General features: G+C 76.0%; 13 protein-coding genes and 1 pseudogene. 5 read left to right on the forward strand and 9 right to left on the reverse strand.

The window, feature by feature from the left end; translation table 11 throughout:
• Position 1: 1 nt before the first annotated feature.
• Positions 2 to 451, reverse strand: coding sequence for a roadblock/LC7 domain-containing protein (locus tag ACIGW4_RS25295; RefSeq protein ID WP_123450214.1), 450 nt, complete (start codon positions 449 to 451; stop codon positions 2 to 4).
• Positions 448 to 3,345 (reverse strand): nitrate- and nitrite sensing domain-containing protein, encoded by a 2,898-nt coding sequence (locus ACIGW4_RS25300; RefSeq protein ID WP_399583047.1) that lies wholly within the window; start codon positions 3,343 to 3,345, stop codon positions 448 to 450. The genes ACIGW4_RS25295 and ACIGW4_RS25300 overlap by 4 nt, the downstream gene beginning before the upstream one ends.
• Positions 3,346 to 3,913: 568 nt before the next feature.
• Here ACIGW4_RS25300 and ACIGW4_RS25305 point away from each other — a divergent pair.
• Positions 3,914 to 4,168 carry a hypothetical protein gene (locus ACIGW4_RS25305; RefSeq protein WP_359591966.1) on the forward strand — a complete coding sequence of 85 codons (255 nt, stop codon included), beginning with the start codon at positions 3,914 to 3,916 and terminating at the stop codon, positions 4,166 to 4,168.
• Between the two features lie 82 nt (positions 4,169 to 4,250).
• On the opposite strand, the gene ACIGW4_RS25310 is transcribed toward ACIGW4_RS25305, so the two are convergent.
• The 5 genes from ACIGW4_RS25310 to ACIGW4_RS25330 all read right to left on the reverse strand — a co-directional run bounded on the left by ACIGW4_RS25310 (position 4,251) and on the right by ACIGW4_RS25330 (position 12,868).
• A complete protein-coding gene (locus tag ACIGW4_RS25310) occupies positions 4,251 to 8,969 on the reverse strand; it encodes a hypothetical protein (protein WP_399582978.1) in 4,719 nt (1,572 codons plus the stop codon).
• Between the two features lie 57 nt (positions 8,970 to 9,026).
• The gene (locus ACIGW4_RS25315) at positions 9,027 to 9,929 is read right to left on the reverse strand and encodes a hypothetical protein (protein ID WP_359591964.1); all 903 of its coding nucleotides are present in this window, start codon (positions 9,927 to 9,929) and stop codon (positions 9,027 to 9,029) included.
• A complete protein-coding gene (locus ACIGW4_RS25320; protein WP_148086860.1) occupies positions 9,926 to 10,138 on the reverse strand; it encodes a hypothetical protein in 213 nt (70 codons plus the stop codon). Before ACIGW4_RS25320 ends, ACIGW4_RS25315 begins: the two co-directional genes overlap by 4 nt.
• Positions 10,139 to 10,542: 404 nt before the next feature.
• Positions 10,543 to 12,087, reverse strand: coding sequence for a hypothetical protein (locus ACIGW4_RS25325; RefSeq protein WP_399582981.1), 1,545 nt, complete (start codon positions 12,085 to 12,087; stop codon positions 10,543 to 10,545).
• 109 nt (positions 12,088 to 12,196) lie between these two features.
• Positions 12,197 to 12,868, reverse strand: coding sequence for a GntR family transcriptional regulator (locus tag ACIGW4_RS25330; RefSeq protein WP_399583048.1), 672 nt, complete (start codon positions 12,866 to 12,868; stop codon positions 12,197 to 12,199).
• A 221-nt stretch (positions 12,869 to 13,089) separates the two neighbouring features.
• Here ACIGW4_RS25330 and ACIGW4_RS25335 point away from each other — a divergent pair.
• The 4 genes and pseudogenes from ACIGW4_RS25335 to ACIGW4_RS25350 all read left to right on the forward strand — a co-directional run.
• Positions 13,090 to 13,491: pseudogene (locus tag ACIGW4_RS25335) on the forward strand (MFS transporter); the annotation flags it as partial.
• A gap of 59 nt (positions 13,492 to 13,550) precedes the next feature.
• Complete coding sequence (locus tag ACIGW4_RS25340) at positions 13,551 to 14,315, forward strand: LamB/YcsF family protein (RefSeq protein ID WP_399582982.1); 765 nt, start codon at positions 13,551 to 13,553, stop codon at positions 14,313 to 14,315.
• The gene (locus ACIGW4_RS25345; RefSeq protein WP_398712987.1) at positions 14,312 to 14,932 is read left to right on the forward strand and encodes an allophanate hydrolase subunit 1; all 621 of its coding nucleotides are present in this window, start codon (positions 14,312 to 14,314) and stop codon (positions 14,930 to 14,932) included. Before ACIGW4_RS25340 ends, ACIGW4_RS25345 begins: the two co-directional genes overlap by 4 nt.
• Positions 14,929 to 15,792 (forward strand): biotin-dependent carboxyltransferase family protein, encoded by an 864-nt coding sequence (locus ACIGW4_RS25350; RefSeq protein ID WP_399582983.1) that lies wholly within the window; start codon positions 14,929 to 14,931, stop codon positions 15,790 to 15,792. Before ACIGW4_RS25345 ends, ACIGW4_RS25350 begins: the two co-directional genes overlap by 4 nt.
• A 13-nt stretch (positions 15,793 to 15,805) precedes the next feature.
• On the opposite strand, the gene ACIGW4_RS25355 is transcribed toward ACIGW4_RS25350, so the two are convergent.
• Positions 15,806 to 19,399, reverse strand: coding sequence for a hydantoinase B/oxoprolinase family protein (locus ACIGW4_RS25355; RefSeq protein WP_399582985.1), 3,594 nt, complete (start codon positions 19,397 to 19,399; stop codon positions 15,806 to 15,808).
• Positions 19,396 to 20,364 carry an SGNH/GDSL hydrolase family protein gene (locus tag ACIGW4_RS25360; RefSeq protein ID WP_399583049.1) on the reverse strand — a complete coding sequence of 323 codons (969 nt, stop codon included), beginning with the start codon at positions 20,362 to 20,364 and terminating at the stop codon, positions 19,396 to 19,398. Before ACIGW4_RS25360 ends, ACIGW4_RS25355 begins: the two co-directional genes overlap by 4 nt.
• Positions 20,365 to 20,603: the final 239 nt, after the last annotated feature.

A 20,603-nucleotide genomic window follows, 5' to 3' on the forward strand; every position in this document is an offset into this window, starting at 1 on the left:
CTCACCCTCCCGAGGGCAGGCCGGTCCGGGGAGCCGTCGTGAGGTGGGCCCCGACCCGCTTCACCATCAGCGTCATCTCGTAGGCGACCTGGCCGACGTCCGAGTCGGCGTCCGCGAGCACCGCCAGGCAGCTGCCGTCGCCGGCGGCCGTGACGAAGAGGAAGGCGTCCTCCAGCTCGACGACCGTCTGGCGGACCTTGCCCGCCTCGAAGTGGCGGCCGACGCCCTTGGCGAGGCTGTGGAAGCCGGAGGCCACGGCGGCGAGGTGCTCGCCGTCCTCACGGGTGAGCTCCTGGGAGGCACCGGTGGGGAGTCCGTCGCTGGAGAGCACCAGGGCCTTGCGGATGGAGCCGACGCGCTGGACGAGCTCGTCGAGGAGCCAGTTCAGCTCGCCGTTTCCGCGTCCGGGTCCGGAGGTCGTGCTGGTTGCTGCGGCGTTCGGTGCGGTCATCGACCGTCCCCCTCGGGTGTCGTTCCTGGTGCTGTCGGGTCGTCCGGCTCTGTGGTGTCCCGCCTGCCGCGCTGCCAGCCGCGCTGCATGGCGGCCATGCGGGCGCGCACCTCCTCGGCGTCGCGCTCGAAGGAGTCGGGCCCCTCGGACCGCGCTCCGGTGCCCGTACGGGCGTCGGCGCGGCTTCCCGCGCCGCGGCCGGCCGGGCCCTCGGCCTCGCGCAGCTGGGGCGCGAGGCTGGCCTGGCGGACGCGGCGGGGCAGGCCGCCGAACTGCTCCGGGCTCTCCGGCGGCACGGGTCCCTCCGGTGGTACGGGGACGAGGACGGGACCGGCGCCCGGCCCCGGCAGGACGCCCCGCCCGTCGCCGTGCGGGAGCCCCGGCCGGTCGCCCGGCCGCGCTCCGCGCCGGTCGTCCTGCGGGAAGTCCGCGCGGTGCTCCTGCGGGTGCGCGCGGTCCGGCTGCGGCTGGGCGCGGTCGGCCTGGGCGTGGGCGCGGCCCGGCTGCGGGTGCGCGCGGTCGGCCTGGGCGTGGGCGCCGTCCGGTTCGTCGAGGCGGCGGCCGTGGTCCACGACGAGCGTCGGGGTGCGGCGGCGCGGCAGCCGCGCGGGCCCGAGGCGCGTGCCGTCGGCGGGCGCGTCCTGCTCGCCGCGGCCCGTCGTCCGGTCCGGGGCCTGCTCGTGCTGCTCGCCGGCCGGCGCGCGTCCCGTGCGGCGCCGGTCGCGGGGGCGGAAGAGGCCGCCGCGCTCGCTGTCGCTGTCGAGGAGGTCCGCGGACCGGTCGAGGAGGACGTCGAAGTCCTCGGTGCCTAGCGGGGCCTCCAGCTCGACGGGGCCGTCCAGCGGTCCGGGCGCCTCGGTCACGTCGGGGACCTTCGTGAGGGCGGGCCTGCGGGTGGGCAGGGCGCCGCCGTCGGCGGACGCGTCGTCGGTCCGCCCCGGGCGCCCGCGCTCGTCCAGGGCCTTTCGGTCGAGCCGGAATCCGGCGCCTTGGGTCTCGGGGGCGTCGGTGAGCAGCGCGGCCGGGATGAAGACGACCGCGGTGGTCCCGCCGTACGGGGAGGTCTGCAGGGAGACCCGGACGTTCTGGCGCTGGGCGAGGCGGCTGACGACGAAGAGGCCGAGCCGGTCGGTGTCCGAGAGCTCGAACTCGGGGGTCTCGGCGAGCCGGAGGTTGGCGTCGAGCAGGGCGTCGGGGTTCATGCCGAGGCCGCGGTCGTGGATCTCCAGGGTGAAGCCGTTGGCGACCCGCTCGCCGAGGACCTGGACGGCGGTGTGCGGGGGCGAGTACACCGTGGCGTTCTCGAGGAGTTCGGCGATGAGGTGGGTGAGGTCCGCGACGGCGGGTCCGCCCACGCCGAGGCGGGGCAGGCGGCGCACCTCGATCCGCTCGTAGTCCTCGACCTCGGCGACGGCGGCGCGGACCACGTCCATGAGCTGGACGGGCTTGCGCCACTGGCGGGAGGGGGCGGCGCCGGACAGGATGACGAGGCCCTCGGCGTGCCGGCGCATGCGGGTGGTGAGGTGGTCGAGGCGGAAGAGGTCGGCCAGCTCGTCGGTGTCCTCCGTGCGCCGCTCCATGGTGTCGAGGAGGGTCAGCTGGCGGTGGAGCAGGACCTGGTTGCGGCGGGCGAGGTTGACGAACACCTCGGAGACGCCGCGGCGGAGTTCCGCCTGCTTGACGGCGGCCTCGACGGCGGCGCGCTGGAGGGTGTTGAGGGCCTGGCCGACCTGGCCGACCTCGTCCTCCCCGTACCGCAGGTGGGGCACCTCGGTCGTGACGTCGACCTGCTCGCCGGCGGCGAGGCGCCGCATGACGCTGGGCAGTCGGACGCCGGAGACCTCCTGGGCCTCCTTCTGCAGGCGGCGGAGGTCGCGGACGAGGACGCGGCCGATGCGGACGGAGATGACGATCGAGGCGAGCAGGGCGAGGAAGCCGAGGACGCCGGCGACGCCGACCTTGAGGAGGACGCTGTACGCGGCGGGCTTGACGCGTTCCTGGTAGCGGTCGCCCGCGGCGGTGTTCTCGCGGGCGAGGTCGTCGAGGACGGGACTGGCCTGGTCCTGCCAGCGCTCGGCGGTGATGGCGCGGGGGGTGTCGGTGGGGCCCTCTTCGATGATCGCGTTCTCGGCGGTGCGCAGCGGCTGGGTGTCGGGGCTGCGCCAGTACTTCTCGAAGCGCTCGCGCTCGGCGGAGGGCAGGAGTTCGAGGTTGACCTCGTAGAACGCCACGCGGTTGGCGACGAGGTCGGATATCGCGCGTGTCTCCTCGGGGGTGACGCGGTCCGCGACGAGCGCCGAGAGGACGAGGGCGTCCTCTCGGGAGAGCAGCTCACGCGCACGCGTGATGCCGACGAGGGCGCGGCCCTGCTTGTCCATCTCCACGTTCTCGAGGGCGTGGAGGGTGATGAGGAAGCTGTAACAGGGGTCGACGAGCCGGTTGTAGAACTCGAGGGCCTGCATGCGGCCGATGCCGCGGGTCTCGACGGAGCGGCGCAGCGAGGCGAGGCCGTCGAACGCGTCGAGGAGGGAGTTGAGCCGCTGGGTGGTGACGGGCCGCATCTCCTCGCGCACGCCGGGGTCGGCGGCGTTGGCGCGGATGCGGGCGATCTGCCGGTCGGTGGCGCGGCGGGTCTCGCGCAGGGAGGCGAGGGCGTTGGAGCCGCGCGGGTCGGCGAGGTAGATGAGCGACTGGCGGCGTTCGATCTGGATGACCCGGGCGGTGTCCTCCAGGGGGTAGCCGACCTTGTCGACGATGTAGCCGACGTCGAGGAGCTGGTCGGCCTCGCGGCCCGTCAGGACCGTGGCGAAACCCCACAGGCCGGTGAGGGAGACGAGCGGTACGAGCAGCAACGCCACGATCTTCCTGCGGATGGACTTCCCGCGAAAGCGCATGGCCTCCCCCAGCTCGGCCCCCGTCTCGCCACGGGGGTCCTTCACGTTCGTGATCGCCGGCGTCAACACGCGGCGTCAACCTTGAATTTCAACAAACGGCGGCGCGAGCCTACTACTGCATCACGGCCATTCCGAAGGCGTGTCCGAGCGATTTTCAGCCTGTCGAGTGATCCTTGATCATGAGATGTCCTGGTATTGCTGGAGTTGGGATTGACCACTGTGGCGTAGGACACCTGATGGTGTGCCATTTCTCCGGCCTGCACGGATGGCTGGAACTGTCCGTTCCGCCGGTGCGCGGGCCTCGTTCGCCCCCACCCCGGGCGAAACCTTTTGCCTCTCTCGTGCGTCAATGTGTACGGGGAGGTTTCTGTCCGTGTAAAGGCGCTTCCGTGTAAAGGCGCTCAAGGCGGGCAGCCGTCCCTGAGGTCGTTCAGTGGTGGGGAGTGACGGGACAATGGAACACGAGGCGCGGTCGGCGCGGCAGTTGTGGGTGGAGGAGGAGCGAGGCCGACGGCGGATGCCCGATCCGGTGCGCAACGCCGCCGTGCGGGCCGTGATGATCACGTCGGTGACACTCATTCAGGCCGTGGTGGCCTTCCTCTGCACGGTCGCGGGCGCGTGGCCGGCGTTCCCGGTGACCGTCACCGCGGTGGCGTCGACGGTGGTGGCCACCTGGAGCGTTCTCGACGTCTGGATCACCCGTCAGGTGTGGCTCCAGCGCAACGGCGTGGTGTCGGAGCCGAGCAGCACGGCCCGCCCTCCGATCCGGGCGCGGCGCGGCGAGGACCGGACGGAGACGGCGCCGCTGTCCGAAGCGGCGTGAAGGACGCCGGAACGGCTGGGACGACGGAGCGGCCCGGCCCCCCGCGGGGGGCCGGGCCGCTCCGTCGTCGTACGACCGGGGACTAGGCCCCGCCCCCCGGAACCGAGTCCACCGGAGCCGGAGCCGCGTCCGCCCGAGCCGCGTCCGCCGGAGCCGCGTCGTCGGACTGGTGGCGGCGGAACATCCGCGTCGCCGTGATCTCGCCGTGGATCGTCTCCCCCTCCGCGGCAGGCTGCGGCAGCCCGGGGCGCAGGTGCTCCTCCACGCTGATGTACTTCAGTCCGGCCCGCAGGTCCGCGTCGTTGCGCAGCCGGATCACCAGCGGGAACTCGGCGAGCGCGGTCGTGTCGAACAGGCCCGTCGTGTAGAGGAGCTGGACGCCCAGCGCGTCCGACACGGCCCGCTGGAGCTCCAGGAGGTACGTGGCGTTGGCGCGGCCGATCGGGTTGTCGAGGAACAGCGTGCCCGCGTGCCGGTGCTTGTCGCGGCCCCGGTCGTTGGAGCGGAGCGCCGCCATCGTGCAGTACAGGGCGATGGCCGCGGTGAGCAGCTGGCCGCCGGAGAAGACGTCGCCCATCTGCCCGACGGGGACGCGCTCGGCGCGCAGCACCGCGTCCGGCTTGAGGATCTCGACCGAGACGCCCTTGGGTTCGAGCGCCGCCTGGACGCCCCTGAGGAGCAGCGACATGCCGTCGCGCCGCAGGTCGGAGTTCTTCTTGACGGCGGCGCGGGTCGCCTCGTCGACGACCTCGCCGAGCCGCTCGGCGAGCGTGGCCTGGTCGGGCTCCTCGAAGCGGATGCGGAGGAACTCCTGGCCCGACCACTCGCCCAGGCCCTCGGGGAGCCGGGAGAGCCGCTGGGCGGAGCGGAGCGTCGCGAGCGAGGACTCCACGAGGCCCCGCAGCCGGTCCACGATCGAGTCCCGGTTGCGCTCCAGCTGCTCCAGCTCGTCGGTGAGGACCCGCAGCCGGGGCGCGAAGGCCTCGGCCCACTTGGCGGCGTGCTCGGGCAGCGCGGACGCCGGCAGTTCGCGGATCTGCTGGCGGGCGGGGGTGCGGACCTGCTCGTAGCGGGTGGAGTTGGCGTGCCGGACGAGGATGTCGCTCGCCTCGCGCACGGCGGCGTCGGCGGCGGACAGCTCGGCGGTGCAGGCGCGCAGGGCGCGGCGCGCCTCGGCGGCCGTCGTGCGGGCCTCCTCCAGGCTGCCCGGGTACGGCTCGGTCTCCTCCCGCTCCTCGTCCGCGTGGTCGCGGAGCAGGTCGCGCAGCAGGGCCGCCGTCTCGTCGAAGCCGCCGGCCGCGTCCTCGGCGGCCCGGTGGTCCCGGAGCAGCCGGGCGTGGGCGGCCCGCGCCGCCTCCAGGGCGTCGGTGCGGGAAGCGAGTTCAGTGGTCGCGGTACGGAGCAGGGCCTGGGCCTTCTCGGCGTCGGCGGGCACCAGCTCCTCGGGCAGCTCGGTGTGCGCCTCGCCGTCCTCGGGGGCCAGCCGCTCGGCCTCGCCGCGGAGCCGGCCGAGCTTCTCGCTCGCCTCCGAGGCGCGGGTCTCCAGCATCTGGACCAGGGCCTCGGCACGGGCGACGGCCGCCTGCCGGGACGGGCCGTCGGCGCCGTCGGTGGACTCCAGGAGCTGTTCGGCGCGGGTGCGGACCTTGTTGGTGAGGCGGTCGAGCTCGGCGAGGGCGGCGGACTCGTCGCTCTCGGCGCGGGCCTGCTCGGCGCGCAGGTCGGCGCCGACGCCGACCTTCTCGTACACCTGGGAGGCGGCGCGGTAGGCCTCGCGGAGGGTGGGCAGCGCGGCGCGGGGCGCGCCCGGCTCCTCCTCGGGGAGGTTCTCGGGGGCGCCGGCGATCTCGGCGCGCTCGGCCCGCAGGGCGCGGGCGGTGCGGTGGGCGTCGTCGGCGGCGCGCTGGGCCGCGCGGCGGTCCTCGTCGGCGGCGCGGGCGCGCTCCAGGCAGGTCTGGGCGCGGGCCTCGGCCTCGGTGGCGTCGTCGGCGAGCTCGCGGAGCTTCGCCTGCCAGGCGGACCGCTCGCGCAGCCGGAACGCGAGACCCGCGAGCGCGTCGGCGGCCCGGCGGGCCCGCTGGGCGGCCTCCTGGCGCTCGTCCCGGAGCCGGGCGGCCTCGGCGGCGGCCTCGTCGGCCTCCGTGCGGGCCGCGCGGGCCTCGTCGAGGGCGGCGGCCGCGGCCTCGGCGGTCTCGCGGGCGGTGGTGGCGACGGACGCGAGCTCGGCGAGCATCCCGAAGGGGCAGTCGGCGCGCCAGGCGCCGATCCGCGAGGCGAGGGCGCGGTCGCCGGCGAGGCGGCCGGCGAGGGTGCGGATCTCCTCGTCGCGGGCGGCGGCGCGGGCGCGCAGCGCGTGCCGCTCCTCGTCGGCGGCGTGCTCGTCGTGCATGGCCGGGTTCGGCGGCACCAGGAAGACGCCGGTGTCGTCGGCCGCCTCCTGCGCGGGTACGGGCGCGAGCAGGGCGGCGGCGGTGCCGACGGCGACGGCGGAGCGGGGCAGCAGGGCGGCGGTGCCGAGGACCTCGCGGGCGCGTCCGTACGAGACGGGGTCGGTGATCACGACGCCGTCGACGAGCTCGGGGCGGGCGGCGAGCACGCGCGCGTGGTCGGCCGGGTCGACGGCCTGGGCGAGGTAGCGCCAGCCGGGGAGGGCGGGGATGCCGTGCTCGCCGAGGTACTCGACGGTGGCGAGGACGTCGGGGCCGGGCGGCAGCAGGCCGCCGTCGCCGAGGGCGCCGAGGATGCGGGAGTCGTCGGCGGCGGCGGTGCGCAGCTCGAAGAGCCGGCTCTCGGCGGAGGCGACGGCCTGGTCGAGCAGGCCGCGCAGCTCGTCGGCGTACCGGTCGAACTCGGTGACGGTGAGCGGGCCCTGGGGCCCGGTCCCGGCGCCCGCGCCTTCCTCGGGGGCCCCGGAACCGGAGCCGGCGGCGCGCTGGCCCGGGAGGGGGGAGCCGGAGGACGGCAGGCTGAGGAGTTCGGCGAGCCGCTCCTCGGAGGCGAGGGACTCGGCGGCGCGGCGCTCCGCGTCGTAGGCGTTCCCGGCGGCCTCGGCGGCGTCCGCGGCGCGGGCGGCGGCGAGTTCGGCGCGGGACTCGGCGCCGGCGGCCTCCCGGGCGCGCTCGGCCGCGGTGCGGGCGGCCTCGCGGGCCGTGTCCCAGGCGGCGACCGTCGTCTTCTCGGCGTCGCTCGCGGCGAGGGCGGCGCGGGCCGGGTCGGCGTCCGGGGCGGTGTCGTCGAGCCAGCCGGCCCGGACGGCCTCGGCGGTCTCCTGCTCGACCTCGGCGAGCCGCTGGCGCAGGTGGCCGGCCTCGCTGCGGGCCCGCTGGGCCTCGGTGGCGGCGGCGGTGGCGTCCCGGTGGGCGGTCTCGCTCGCCTCCTGGAGGGCGGTGGAGCGCTCCTCCTCCTCGGCCGCGTGGCGCTCGCCCTCCTCGGCGGCGGCGGCGAGGGCCCGTACGAGGTCGGCGGCGGCCTTGGCGCGGGCGGCCAGGGCGGGGGCGGCGTCGCGCTCGGCCTCGCGGATGGCGGCGGCCACGCGCGCGGAGCGGTCGCCGGCGGCCCGGTGGCGCAGCACCGCCTCGGTCGCCTGCCAGGCGGAGTGCAGGGTGCGGGCGTCGGTGAGTTCGCGGCGCTGGGCGGCGGCGCCCTTCTCGGCGGCGGTCAGCGCCAGGGAGGCGTGCCGGTAGGCGAGTTCGGCGGCGATGAGGGAGCTGCGGCCGCGGGCGGCCTCGGCCTCGGCGACGGCGTGCCCGGCCGAGGTGACCTGCTGGGCGAGTTCGGCGGCGCGACCGCGTTCCTCGGCGGCGCGGGCGGAGAGCCTGCGGGCGAGCGTGCGGGTGCGGCGCTCGGCGCCCGCGTGGACCTCGCGCGCGTGGGCACGGGTCCCGGCGGCCTCGACGATCCGGCCGAGGAGGTCGACGGAGCCGGCCGTGAAGTCGCGCTCGGCGGTCAGTTCGGCGCGGCGGCCGAGCTTGTTGCCGAAGCCGCCGACGAGGTCAGCGAGGCCGTCGGTGTCGCGGGTGTCGGTGACGGCGCGCAGCAGCAGGTCGGTGAAGTCGGAGTCCTTCTTGACCGCGAAGAGGCCGGCGGCCTCGCCCTCGTCGGCGTTCATCTCGCGCTGGTAGCGGAAGAGTTCGGGGTCGAGGCCGAGGTCGCCGAGGTGCTCGTTCCAGCGGTCGTGGATCTCCTCCCAGACGACCTCCAGGTGCGGGTACGCCTTCCCGGCCTCGGTGAGCGCGTCGCGGAAGCCCTTCATGGTGCGGCGGCGGCCGGTGGCGCCGGAGGCGCCCTCGACGGGCGGGCGGACGGAGGTCGCCTCGGCGACGGGGAGGTTGTCCAGGCTGAGCCCGGGGCCGGGGCGGAAGGAGTACCAGGCCTCGGCGAACTTCCGCGGGTCGTTGGAGACCTGGCGGCCCCGCCACTCGCTGGCCTTGCCGACGACGACGAGTTCGCCGGTGAGGGTGTGCTGCCACTCCAGGGCCACGTGGCCGCAGTCGTCGGCCAGGAGGAACTTGCGCAGCACGCCGGAGCTGGCGCCGCCGAGGGTGTTGCGGTGGCCGGGAAGCATGACCGAGAAGATCAGCTTGAGGAGGACGGACTTGCCGCCGCCGTTCTCCAGGAAGAGCACGCCCGCGGGGGCCGGGCGGCGCGGCGGGCCGACCGGCTCCTCCTCGAAGAACTCCGCCTGGGTGGGGGCGGGGTGGGGCACGGGCGCGCCGACTCCGCGCAGGTCCAGGACGGTGTCGGCGTAGCGCGCACCGGCGGGACCGATGGAGTAGAGGCGGACCCGGGACAGCTCGTACATGCGGCGGACTCTCGTACTGGGAGGGGGTGGTGGCGCGGGGGCGGTTACGCGGGGCGGTCACGCATGGAACGGCAGTCCCGCGTCGGCGGCGATCTCCAGGTCGTCGCCCTCGGGCGGCGGCAGGAGGGTCGCGGAGCCGTCGCTGACGGGGACGACGCCGAGGTCCAGGAGCTCGGCCATGGCGGCGGAGCCGGCCATGTCGCGGACCTGGAGCTGGTAGCGGGCGGTGGTGCGGTAGGAGCCGCCGCCCTCGTCGCCGGTGCGCTGGAGGAAGCCGGAGTCGGTGAGGAAGGCGGCGGCCTTGCCGACGATGCCGGTGGTGGAACCGGCGAGGCGGCGGGCGTCCTTGGTGGCTCCGGTGGCGCTGCGGCGGGCGTAGGTCCGCCAGGCGGCCTCCAGGCCGGGGGCGTCGGAGGCCGGGTCGGTGTTCTCGCCCTGCTCCTCGGCGCGCTGCTCCAGGCGCAGGCAGGCCTGGCGCACGAAGGCGTCGACGCCGTTGACGGTGAGCCGGCCGATGTACGCGTCGTCGGCGAGGTCCTCGGGCCGGGGGAAGGCCATGGCGGCGATCGCGAGGTGGGCGAGGCCGTGCAGGAAGCGGTCGGCGGAGTCCGTGTTGGCGCGGCGGGCGTAGTCGCCCATGCGGACGGCGAAGACGGAGTCCTCGCCCGCGGTGACGGCCATGCCGGCGCGCGGGGACACCTCCAGGACGACGAGGCCGAGGCCGGTGGCGACGGCGTCGGCGAGGCGCGCGAAGGCGGGGTCCTCTCGGTAGCGGCGCAGGAGCTCGGTGTACTCGGCGTCGCGGGCCGGGAGCAGCTTGGGCTGGAGGCCGAAGGAGACGAGCCGGGCCGCGTCGGCGGCGTCCGCGGGGGTGACGGCGGAGGCGGTGGTCGCGGCCGGGGGCTGCGGGGGCTCCTGCTCGCTCCACGCGTCGGTGTACTCGGCGTGGGTTTCGCTCACGGCTGGGGCTCCTCGGTACGGCTCTCGGTCGGTACGGCGCGGGGGGCGGGTCGGGGTACGGGCAGCGGGACGGGGGTGACGGACGCCTGTGCGGCGGGGCCCGGGCGGTCGACGGGCGCGGGCGGCTCGTCGGTGAGCCGCACGGCGCGCACGGACGGCAGGTCCCGGCGCCGCGCGGGCGGGGTGCGGGCCGGCTCCGGCACCGACACGGTCCCGAACCGCGGCCGCCCGGCGGGCACGGGGGCCCCGGCGGGGGCCGGCGCGGGGGCGGGGGCCTCGGCAGGAGCCGGCGCGGGGGCCCCGGCCGTGGCCGGTGCGGACGCGGGCTCGGGTCGGAGCGCCGCTTCCGGCCGCGGTGCGGCTTCGGGGCGGGGCGCGGTCTCAGGACGAGGTGCGGCCTCGGGCTCGCGGGCGGTTTCCGACCGGGGTGCGGTTTCCGACCGGGGTGCGGTTTCCGACCGGGGTGCGGTTTCCGGCTCCGGTGCGGCCTCCCGCTCCCGTACGGCGGTGGGCTCCGGCGCGGTCGCCGGTTCCGGAACGGCGTCCGTCACCGGGGCGGGCGCCGGGACGCCGGGAGGAGCGGGGTCGGTGGAGGTTGCCGGGGGGACGAGGGTCACGAGGCCTCCGTGCGGTCCGCGGCCATGCCCGCCGCGTCGAGCATCGCCGTACCGACGATGAGGTCGGCGCCGCCGAACTCGGGGTCGTCGAGCGGGGTGCCGTCGTCGACGGCGAAGAGCAGGCGCTCCTCTCCCTGGCGGTAGGCGGTGCCGACCGGGGGGCTCGCCGCGTGGACGGCGAGGAGGGCGACGAGGTACGGAAGGTCGGGGTCGAGGCGGCGGGCCTCGGCGAGCAGGCCGGAGAGGCGGCGCGGGGCGTCGTGCTCCAGGTCGAGCAGGCGCATGGCGCTCGCGAGCTGCTCCTCGCTGAAGCGGGAGTCGTCGGGGGTGGCGATGAGGTCCGGCTCGGGCATCTCCGCGCCGAGGTGCTCGCGCTCGACGGGCGGGGTGAGGAGCAGGTCGACGAGGTCGCCGAGGCGGACGGAGGCGGGGGTGCGCAGTCCGGTGCCGTGGGCGAAGAAGGCGTCGGTGACGCGGGTGGCCTGCTCGACGGGGAGCGGCAGGAGGGGGGCGACCAGCTGACCGTACAGGTCGAGTCCGGTGTACGCGGTGGGGGCGGCGAAGGCCTGCCGGTCCTGCTCGGCGCGGAAGAGGGGCCCGGCTTCGAGGAGGCGGGACTGGAGCTGGGTGTGGCGGCGGATGCAGTCCTTGACTATGTCGACGAGCTCGGCGGCGCGCCGCTTGTGCTCCGCGGTCTTCGCGTCGTTCGTGGCCTCGGCCTCGTCGCGGGCCTTGCGGATGTTGGTGAGGATCGCGTTCTCGTGGCGGTAGCGGTCGGCCACGTGGTCGAGCGCCTCGGCGATCATGTCGGGGACCGTGTGGAGCCAGTCGACGGCGCGGACGTTGCGCCGGGTGGCCTCCAGGGTCTTGCGGAGGGTCTCGGCGTACTGCACGGTCCGGTAGCGCGCCTGCTCGGCGGCGAGCTGGGCGTCGGCCAGGCGGCCCCGGTTGATGAGGACCTCCAGCTTCACCTCGGCGGCGATCTGGGCGCTGGTGACATCGGTGTCGAGGGCTCCGACGAGGACGTTGACCGCTTCGTCGGTGGTGCGGAGGTAGACCCCGCCGCCGTAGCCCGGGACCTCTTCGATGAGCTTGAAGTCGTAGTCGCGGCGGACGTAGACGCCGTCGGTGCCGAAGGTGCCGTAGACGGCGCGGAAGCCGCGGTCGACGCTGCCGACGTTGATCAGGTTCTCCAGGACCCAGCGGGCGACGCGCTCGTGCTCGGCGGCGGGGCGGGTGGGTGCCTGGGCGGCGACGCGGGGCAGCAGTCGGGCGACGATCTGCTCGTGGTCGGCTCCGGTGTCGAAGTCCATGTTCAGCGTGATGAGGTCGATCGCGGCGAGGGCCACCTCGGCCATCGCGTAGACCGTGTACTCGCCGGCCAGGTTCGCCTTGCGCGCGTCGAGGTCGTGCAGCGGGGCGGTGCACGCGAGCGCGCGGAGCCGCCGCGCGAGCCCTTCGTCGGCGGCCGGGCCCTGAGCGGGGCGCGGCCCCGCGCTGAGCTGGGGCGGAGCGAGGTCCGTCGAGGCAGGCGAAGTCACGGTGCACAGATTAGGTCCTCACCCTGACAACGGTCGAAACGGCGCAGATACGACCGGCCCCCTCGTGGTCCCATACGCGGCCCCTCGGCGCCTCGCGCGGGCTCCGCCGTCAGCCGGCGGGGCCCGTCGGGTCGTCGACGGCCCGGGCGTAGGCGGCGGCGACCCGGGCGCGGGAGTCGTCGAGGTAGCGGGCGAGGAGCCGCTCCGCCGCGGCCCGTTCACCGGCGCGCAGGGCGTCCAGAATCTCCCGGTTCCTCCGGAGATAGGGCTCGTGCAGGGCGCGCGGGTCGTCGACGACGTGGAAGGCGAGGCGGAGTTCGGCGAGGACGCCGCGCATCAGCTCGTCGGTGCGGGCGCTCCCGGCGAGGGCGACGAGTTCGCGGTGGAAGTGGATGTTGGCCGTGGAGACGCCCGCCCAGTCGTCGGCGCGGGCCGCGGCCTCGCCCTCGGCGACGGCGGCGGCGAGGGCTTCGACGGGGAACGGCGGCTGCCCCAGGCCCCGTACGACGGCGCACTCGACGAGCCGCCGGGTGCGGTAGATGTCGTCCACGTCACCCACGGCCAGGACGCGGACGAAGACGCCCCGGTTGAGCTCGTGGACGAGCAGGCGTTCGTGGGTGAGGAGCCGGAAGGCCTCGCGGAGCGTGTTGCGGGACACGCCGAGGGCGCCGCCGATGCTCTCCTCGGAGAGCCGGGAGCCGGGCGGGAAGTAGCCCTCCGCGATCCGGGTGCGCAGGATGTCCGCGACCCGCTCGGCCGTGCTCGTGCGCCCGAGCAGCATGCGGTCGTCCGTCAGCCCGCCGGTCCCGCTCACGTCCACAGCGCCTCGCCCCTTCCGTCCGCCCGTGGCCGGGTCGGTCGCGGGACGGTCGAGTCAACCGCAGAAACGGGGGAGCGACAACACTCCTCTTGTCGGATCGTTGAACAATCCTCTACCTTGACGGCACCGCACGGTTCCCCGGTACGTCTCTCGGGCACGCCTCCTCCTCCTGCGAGGTGCAGATGGGCACGGCACAGACCCGGCAGCACTCCCAGGGCGAACGGCCCCACGACACGGGCGCGTTCGCCTGGCTGCGCGGCCTCGGGCCGCGCGGCCGGCGCGCCTTCGGCGGCGCGTTCGGCGGATACGCCCTGGACCCCTACGACTTCCTCGCCCTGCCGTTGTCGATGGTGGCGATCGCCGCCCACTTCGGCCTCGGCAAGGGCCGGACCGGCCTCCTGACCACCGTCACCCCCGTCGTCTCGGCGATCGGCTGCGCGCTCGCCGGAGCCGTCTTCCCGACCCTGGTCGGCTTCCTCGCCGGGGGCCGGGGCGTGGGCGGGGCGCCGGTCTTCGGCGCCGTCGGCCACGGCCTGGCCGTGCTCGCCCTGTTCGGACTCCCCGAGACCCGCGGGAGGGAACTCGTATGACGTCCCCCCGCACGGACCACCACCGCACCACCAGGTGAGAGAGGAAACACCCCATGACCCCGGTCCCGATCGATCTCAACGCCGACCTCGGCGAGGGCTTCGGCCGCTGGACGCTGACCGACGACGAGCAGCTCCTGTCCGTCGTCACCAGCGCCAACGTGGCCTGCGGCTTCCACGCCGGGGACGCGGTCACCATGCGGCGGGTCTGCGAGCTCGCGGCGGCCCGCGGGGTACGGATCGGGGCCCAGGTGTCCTACCGCGACCTGGCCGGCTTCGGCCGGCGGGCGATGGACGTCCCGGCGGCGGAGCTGGCCGCCGAAGTGGCGTACCAGATCGGCGCCCTGGAGGTCTTCGCCCGGGCCGCGGGCTCGCGGGTCTCGTACGTGAAGCCGCACGGGGCGCTCTACAACCGGGTGGTCCGGGACGCGGAGCAGGCGGCGGCGGTCGTCGACGGCGTGCTGCTCGCGGGCCGGACGCTGCCGGTCCTCGGGCTGCCGGGCTCCCGGCTGCACGAGGCCGCCGCGGCGGCCGGACTGCCGGTCGTCGCCGAGGCCTTCGGCGACCGGGCCTACCGGGCGGACGGCTCCCTGCTGCCACGGGGGCGGGAGGGAGCCGTCGTCACGGATCCGGACGAGGTCGTCGAGCGGTCGGTGTCCATGGCCCGGTCCGGGGTCGTCACGGCACACTGCGGAAACTCCGTCGCCGTGCGGGCCCGGTCGCTCTGCCTGCACGGGGACACCCCGGGCGCCGTGGACCTCGCCCGACGGGTCCGGGAGCGGCTCGAAGCCTCCGGCGTGCGCGTGGAGGCCTTCGCGTGAGGGTGCTGAGGGCGGGCGAACGGGCCCTCCTGGTGGAGCTGGAGGGCGGCGACGCGACCGAGGCCTTCCACGCCGAGCTGCTGCGGCGGCGGGCGGCCGGCGCGCTGCCCGCCGTACGGGAGATCGTGCCGGCGGCACGGACGGTGCTCCTCGACGGGGTGGACGATCCGGAGCGGCTCGCGGCCGAACTGGCCGGCTGGGAGCCGGCGCCGCTCCACGCGCGCGTGGGCGCGGCCGTCGAGGTGCCGGTGCGCTACGACGGGCCCGACCTGCCGGAGGTCGCCGCGCTCTGGGGAGTGTCCGTGGAGGCGGCGGTGCGGATCCACACGGCGGCCGAGTTCCGGGTCGCCTTCTGCGGGTTCGCGCCCGGCTTCGGCTATCTGACCGGCCTCGGCGAGCGGTACGGGGTGCCCCGCCGGGCCACCCCGCGGACGGCCGTTCCGGCCGGGTCGGTCGCCCTGGCCGGCCCGTACACGGGGGTGTACCCGCGCTCCTCCCCCGGCGGCTGGCAGCTGATCGGCACCACGGACGTGGTGCTGTGGGACTCCGGGCGGGACCCGGCCGCGCTGCTCGCGCCCGGCACCCGGGTCCGGTTCACGGCGGGGGACGGGCGATGAACGACCGGGCCGTCGCCGTGGTCCGGGCCGGGGCGCTGACCACCGTCCAGGACCTGGGGCGAACGGGGTACGCGCACCTCGGCGTGCCCCGCTCGGGCGCCCTCGCCCCGGCGGCCGCACGCCTCGTCAACCGGCTCGTCGGCAACCCGGAGGGCGCGGCGGTCCTGGAGACCACCGTCGACGGGTGCGCGCTGCGGCCCCGGTGCGCGGTGACCGTGGCGGTGGGCGGCGCGCCGTGCCCGGTCCGGGTGGACGGCCGTCCGGCCGCCTGGGGGACGACGGTCCGGGTCGGCGCCGGGTCGGTCCTGGAGGTGGGCGCGGCCGTGCGCGGACTGCGTTCGTACGTGGCGTTCGGCGGCGGGATCGCCGTCGAGCCGGTGCTCGGCAGCCGCTCCGCCGACCTGCTGTCGGGCCTCGGGCCCGCGCCGCTCGCGGAGGGGACGGTGCTGCCGCTGGGGGCGGACACGGGCGTACGGCGGCCGGTCGACGTCCCGCCGTGGCCGGGCCCGGCGGCGGAGCTCGTCCTGCGCGTCCGGCTCGGCCCCCGCGACGACTGGTTCACCGCCGAGGCGCTGCGGACCTTCTCCACGCGCGCGTACCGGGTCTCTCCGGCGAGCAACCGGATCGGTCTGCGTCTGGAGGGCCCGGCCCTGGAACGGACCCGGCCGGGCGAGCTGCCGAGCGAGGGCATGGTCCTGGGCGCGGTGCAGGTGCCGCCGGACGGGCGCCCGGTGGTGTTCCTGGCGGACCATCCGACGACCGGGGGCTATCCGGTGGTCGCGGTGGTGCGGGAGGCCGACCTGGGCGCGGCGGCGCAGGCGGTTCCGGGGACACCGGTGCGGTTCGTGCCGGTGGGGTGACCACTGGACGCCCTCAGAGGGGCGGCGGGCCGTAGCCCCCGCCGCCGGGGGTGCGCAGGACCAGGACGTCGTCGGGGCCCACCTCCGTGGTGGCGGCGCCTTCGAGGTGCTCGACGGTGCCGTCGGCGCGTTCCACGAGGTTCTCGCCGAGGGCGCCCGGCTCGCCTCCGGCCATCCCGTACGGCGGGACCCTGCGGTGGCCGGTGAGGAGGGCCACCGTCATCGGTTCCAGGAAGCGCAGGCGCCGCTCCACGCCGTGGCCGCCGCGCCATCGGCCGCGCCCGCCGCCGTCCTCCCGTACCGCGAAGGCGTCGACCCGGACGGGGTGGCGCCACTCCAGGATCTCGGGGTCCGTGAGGCGGGAGTTGGTCATGTGGGTCTGGACGGCGTCGGCGCCGTCGAAGCCGTCGCCCGCGCCCGAGCCGCTCGCGACGGTCTCGTAGTACTGCACGCGCGCGTTGCCGAAGGTGACGTTGTTCATGGTGCCGGAGCCCTCGGCCTGGACGCCGAGGGCCGCGTAGAGCGCGCCCGTCACGGCCTGGGAGGTCTCGACGTTCCCCGCGACGGTGGCCGCCGGGTGGACGGGGGCGAGCATGGAGCCGGGCGGGACGCGGACCTCCAGGGGCTCCAGGCAGCCGCTGTTGAGCGGGATGTCCTCGTCGACCAGGGTGCGGAAGACGTACAGGACGGCGGCCATGACGACGGCGGTGGGCGCGTTGGCGTTCCCGGGCAGCTGGGCGGAGGTGCCGGTGAAGTCGACGAGCGCGGAGCGCCGTTCGCGGTCGATCCGGACGGCGACCCGGATCACCGCTCCCCCGTCGGTCTCGTAGCGGTACTCGCCGTCCCGGAGGCGGGCGACGATGCGCCGTACGGACTCCTCGGCGTTGGCGCGGACGTGCCGCATGTAGGCCTGGACGACGTCGAGCCCGAACTCCTCGACCGTGCGGCGCAGTTCCTCGATGCCCTTCTCGTTGGCGGCGATCTGGGCGCGCAGGTCGGCGAGGTTGGTGTCCGGGTCGCGGGAAGGGTGGTGGGCGCCGGTGAGCAGGGCGCGGGTCTCGGTCTCGCGGAGGCGCCCGTCGCGCACCAGCAGCCAGTTGTCGAAGAGGACGCCCTCCTCGTCGACGGTCCGGCTGAAGGCGGGCATGGAGCCGGGGGTGATGCCGCCGATCTCGGCGTGGTGCCCCCGGGAGGCGACGAGGAAGCGGAGTTCGTCCCCCGCGTCGTCGAACACCGGTGTCACGACGGTGACGTCGGGGAGGTGGGTGCCGCCGTGGTACGGATCGTTGATCGCGTACACGTCGCCGGGGCGCAGGTCGTCCCCGCGCCGGCGGAGCACCTCCTTGATGGACTCCCCCATGGAGCCGAGGTGGACGGGGATGTGGGGCGCGTTGGCGATCAGGTTGCCCTCGGCGTCGAAGAGGGCGCAGGAGAAGTCGAGGCGTTCCTTGATGTTGACCGACTGGGCGGTGTTCTCCAGGCGGACGCCCATCTGCTCGGCAATGGACATGAACAGGTTGTTGAAGACCTCCAGGAGGACGGGGTCCACGTCGGTGCCGGCGGCCACGCGCGCGGGGCGGGGGGAGACGCGGCGCAGCAGGAGGTGGCCGCCGTCGGTCGCGGTGGCCCGCCAGCCGGTGTCGACGACGGTCGTGGCGTCGGCCTCGGCGAGGATCGCGGGCCCGTCGACGGCGTCGCCCGGCCGCAGGTCCTCGCGCCGGTGGAGCGGGGCGTCGTGGGGGATGCCGGCGCTGTGCATCCGGACGGTGGCCACGGGAGCGAGGGGGCCGTTCCGCTCCGTGGCGTCGACGAGGACCGGCCCGTGCGGACCGGCGCTTCCGACGGCTTCGACGGTGACGGCCTCGACGACGAGCGGCCGGTCCAGGGTGAAGGCGTACCGCGCCCGGTGGACGTCCGTGAACGCGATTCTCAGCCCGTCGGGCGGTGCGAGGTCGACGGGGAGGCTCGCGTCCGTGCCCGCGTACCGCAGGAGCACGCGTGCGTGCGTGGTGATCGCCTCGTCCGGCAGTCCGTCGGCGCGGAGCTCCTCGCGGGTGCGGTCGGCGAGTTCGGCGCAGAGCGCGGTCACGCGCGCGTGGGTGCCGGGGGCGTCGAGCTCGGCCTCGACGGACCGCTCCCGCATCGCGGTGGCGTCGGCGAGCCCGATCCCGTACGCCGAGAGCACTCCCGCCAGCGGGGGTACGAGGACGGTGTCGACGCCCAGGGCGTCGGCGACGGCGCAGGCGTGCTGGCCGCCGGCGCCGCCGAAGCTGGTGAGGGCGTACCGGGTGACGTCGTGGCCGCGCTCCACGGAGATCTTCTTGACGGCGTTGGCCATGCCGAGGACGGCGATCTCCAGGAAGCCCGCGGCGACCTCCTCGGGGGTGCGGCCGCCGCCGACCTCCTCGGCGAGGGCGGTGAACCGCTCCCGTACGACCTCCGCGTCGAGCGGGCGGTCGCCGGTCTCGCCGAAGACGGCGGGGAAGTGGTCGGGCTGGACGCGCCCGAGCATGACGTTGGCGTCGGTGACCGTCAGGGGTCCGCCGCGGCGGTAGCAGGCGGGGCCGGGGACGGCGCCGGCCGAGTCGGGGCCGACCCGGTAGCGGCGCCCGTCGTAGTGGAGGACGGAGCCGCCGCCCGCCGCGACGGTGTGGATGCTCATCATGGGCGCCCGCATCCGCACCCCGGCGACCTGGGTGCCGAGTTCACGCTCGAAGGCGCCGGCGTAGTGCGACACGTCGGTGGAGGTGCCGCCCATGTCGAAGCCGATGACGCGGTCGTGCCCCGCCTGCGCCGAGGTGCGGGCCATGCCGACGACGCCGCCCGCCGGGCCCGACAGGACGGCGTCCTTGCCGCGGAAGTGGGCCGCCTCGCGGAGTCCTCCGTTGGACTGCATGAACATGAGGCGGATTCCGGCGAGTTCGCGGGCGACCTCGTCGACGTACCGGCGCAGGATCGGCGAGAGGTAGGCGTCGACGACGGTGGTGTCCCCGCGCGGGACCAGTTTGATGAGCGGGCTGACCTCGTGCGAGCAGCTGATCTGTGTGAAGCCGGCGGCGCGGGCCGCCGCCGCGACCCGGACCTCGTGCTCGGGGTGCCGGTAGCCGTGCAGCAGGACGACGGCGGCGGAGCGGAAGCCGTCGCGGTGCGCGGCGGCGAGTGCCGCCGCGACGGCGGCCTCGTCCAGCGGGCGGACGAGGTTCCCGTGCGCGTCGACCCGCTCGGGGACCTCGACCACGCGCGCGTACACCGCCTCGGGCAGCACGATGTGCCGGTCGAAGAGCCGGGGCCGGTTCTGGTAGGCGATGCGGAGCGCGTCGCGGAAGCCCTCGGTGATGAGCAGCACGGTCGGCTCGCCGCGCCGCTCCAGGAGGGCGTTGGTGGCGACGGTGGTGCCCATCTTGACCACGGCGACGCGGTCGGCGGGGACGGGTTCGCCGGGGTCCAGGCCGAGGAGGAGGCGGACGCCGGCGACGGCCGCGTCCTGCCGGCGGGCGGGGTCGTGGGAGAGCACCTTGCGGCTGACGAGCCGGCCGTCGGGCCGTCGCCCGACGACGTCGGTGAAGGTGCCGCCCCGGTCGATCCAGAACTCCCAGCGCCCGCTCATCTCCCCATTGTGGCCGCGAGCGCGGCCGTGAGGGCGTCGTCCGCGCGCGCGTCGAGGGGCGCCGTGCCGGTGCCGTCGGCCCAGTGGCGCAGTTCGGCGCCGGCGAGCAGGAGGAGCTGCGGGAGCAGGTCGCGGCTACGGCGCAGGACCCAGCCCGTGCCGGCGGTGGCGAGCCGGAGCAGGTCCTCGGCCCGGGTCGGAGACGGCCGGTCGGGCTCCGTCGAGGGCGGCGCGCCGTGGGCGAGTCCCCGCGCGGCGAGGAGCCGGTGGAAGCCGGCGGCGACGGCCCGGTGGCCGCGCTCGCCGGGGTGCAGCCGGTCGGCGCTCCACAGGGTGCGGTCCTCGGTCCAGACGGGGTCGGCCAGGTGCAGGTGGACGGCTCCGTACCGGTCGGACAGGGCGTGCACGACGGCGTTGACGGAGCGCTGGCGGCGGGCGAGCGGGCGGGCCAGGGGCGGCGGCAGGCCGAGCATCCGGCCGGGGTCGGGGAGACAGGCCGTCAGGAGTACGGCTCCGACGGCGTCGAGGTCGGCGCAGACCCGGTCCAGGCGGCGGGCGAGGAGCGCGATGTCGAAGGTGTGGCGCAGGGTGTCGTTCACGCCGACGACGACGGAGGCGAGGTGCGGCCGGAACGCGAGGGCGCGGGGCGCCTGGACGTCGGCGACGTCCGCGCTGAGCGCGCCGCTGACGGCGAGGTTCAGGAAGGCCGTGCCCCGTCCCGGCGCCCCCGGCCCCTGTTTCCCGTCCCCGCGCCCCTTGGCCGCGAGCTCCTCGGACCTGAGCCCCTCGGACCTGAGCCCATCGGGCCTGAGTCCCTCGGCCGTGAGTCCCTCGGCGAGCAGCGTCGCCCACCCGCGCCAGGCGCCGCCGACCCGGTCCCCGACGCCCTCGCTGAGCGAGTCGCCGAGGACGGCGAACCGCAGGGGCGCGGCTCCGGGGCCCTCGGCGGGGGCGCCGCCCTCCACCTCGGGGACCGGGGGGGCCGGGCCCCGGGGCGCGGCCGGCGGAACGGGCGCGCGCTCGGGCGCGGCGTGCCGCGCGGAGGCGGAGGGCGCGGCAGGCCCGGCCTCGGCAAGCCCGGCAGGCCCGGCAGGCCCGGCGGGCGCGGCAAGCCCGGCGGGCCCGGCCCCGGCAGGCCCGGCAAGCCGCGCGGAGGCGGTGCCCGGGGCCGCCGGGTCTCCGGGCACGGCGAGCAGGGCCTCCT

The sequence above is a fragment of the Streptomyces sp. NPDC053513 genome (assembly GCF_044544765.1).
Lineage (GTDB): Bacteria > Actinomycetota > Actinomycetes > Streptomycetales > Streptomycetaceae > Streptomyces > Streptomyces litmocidini.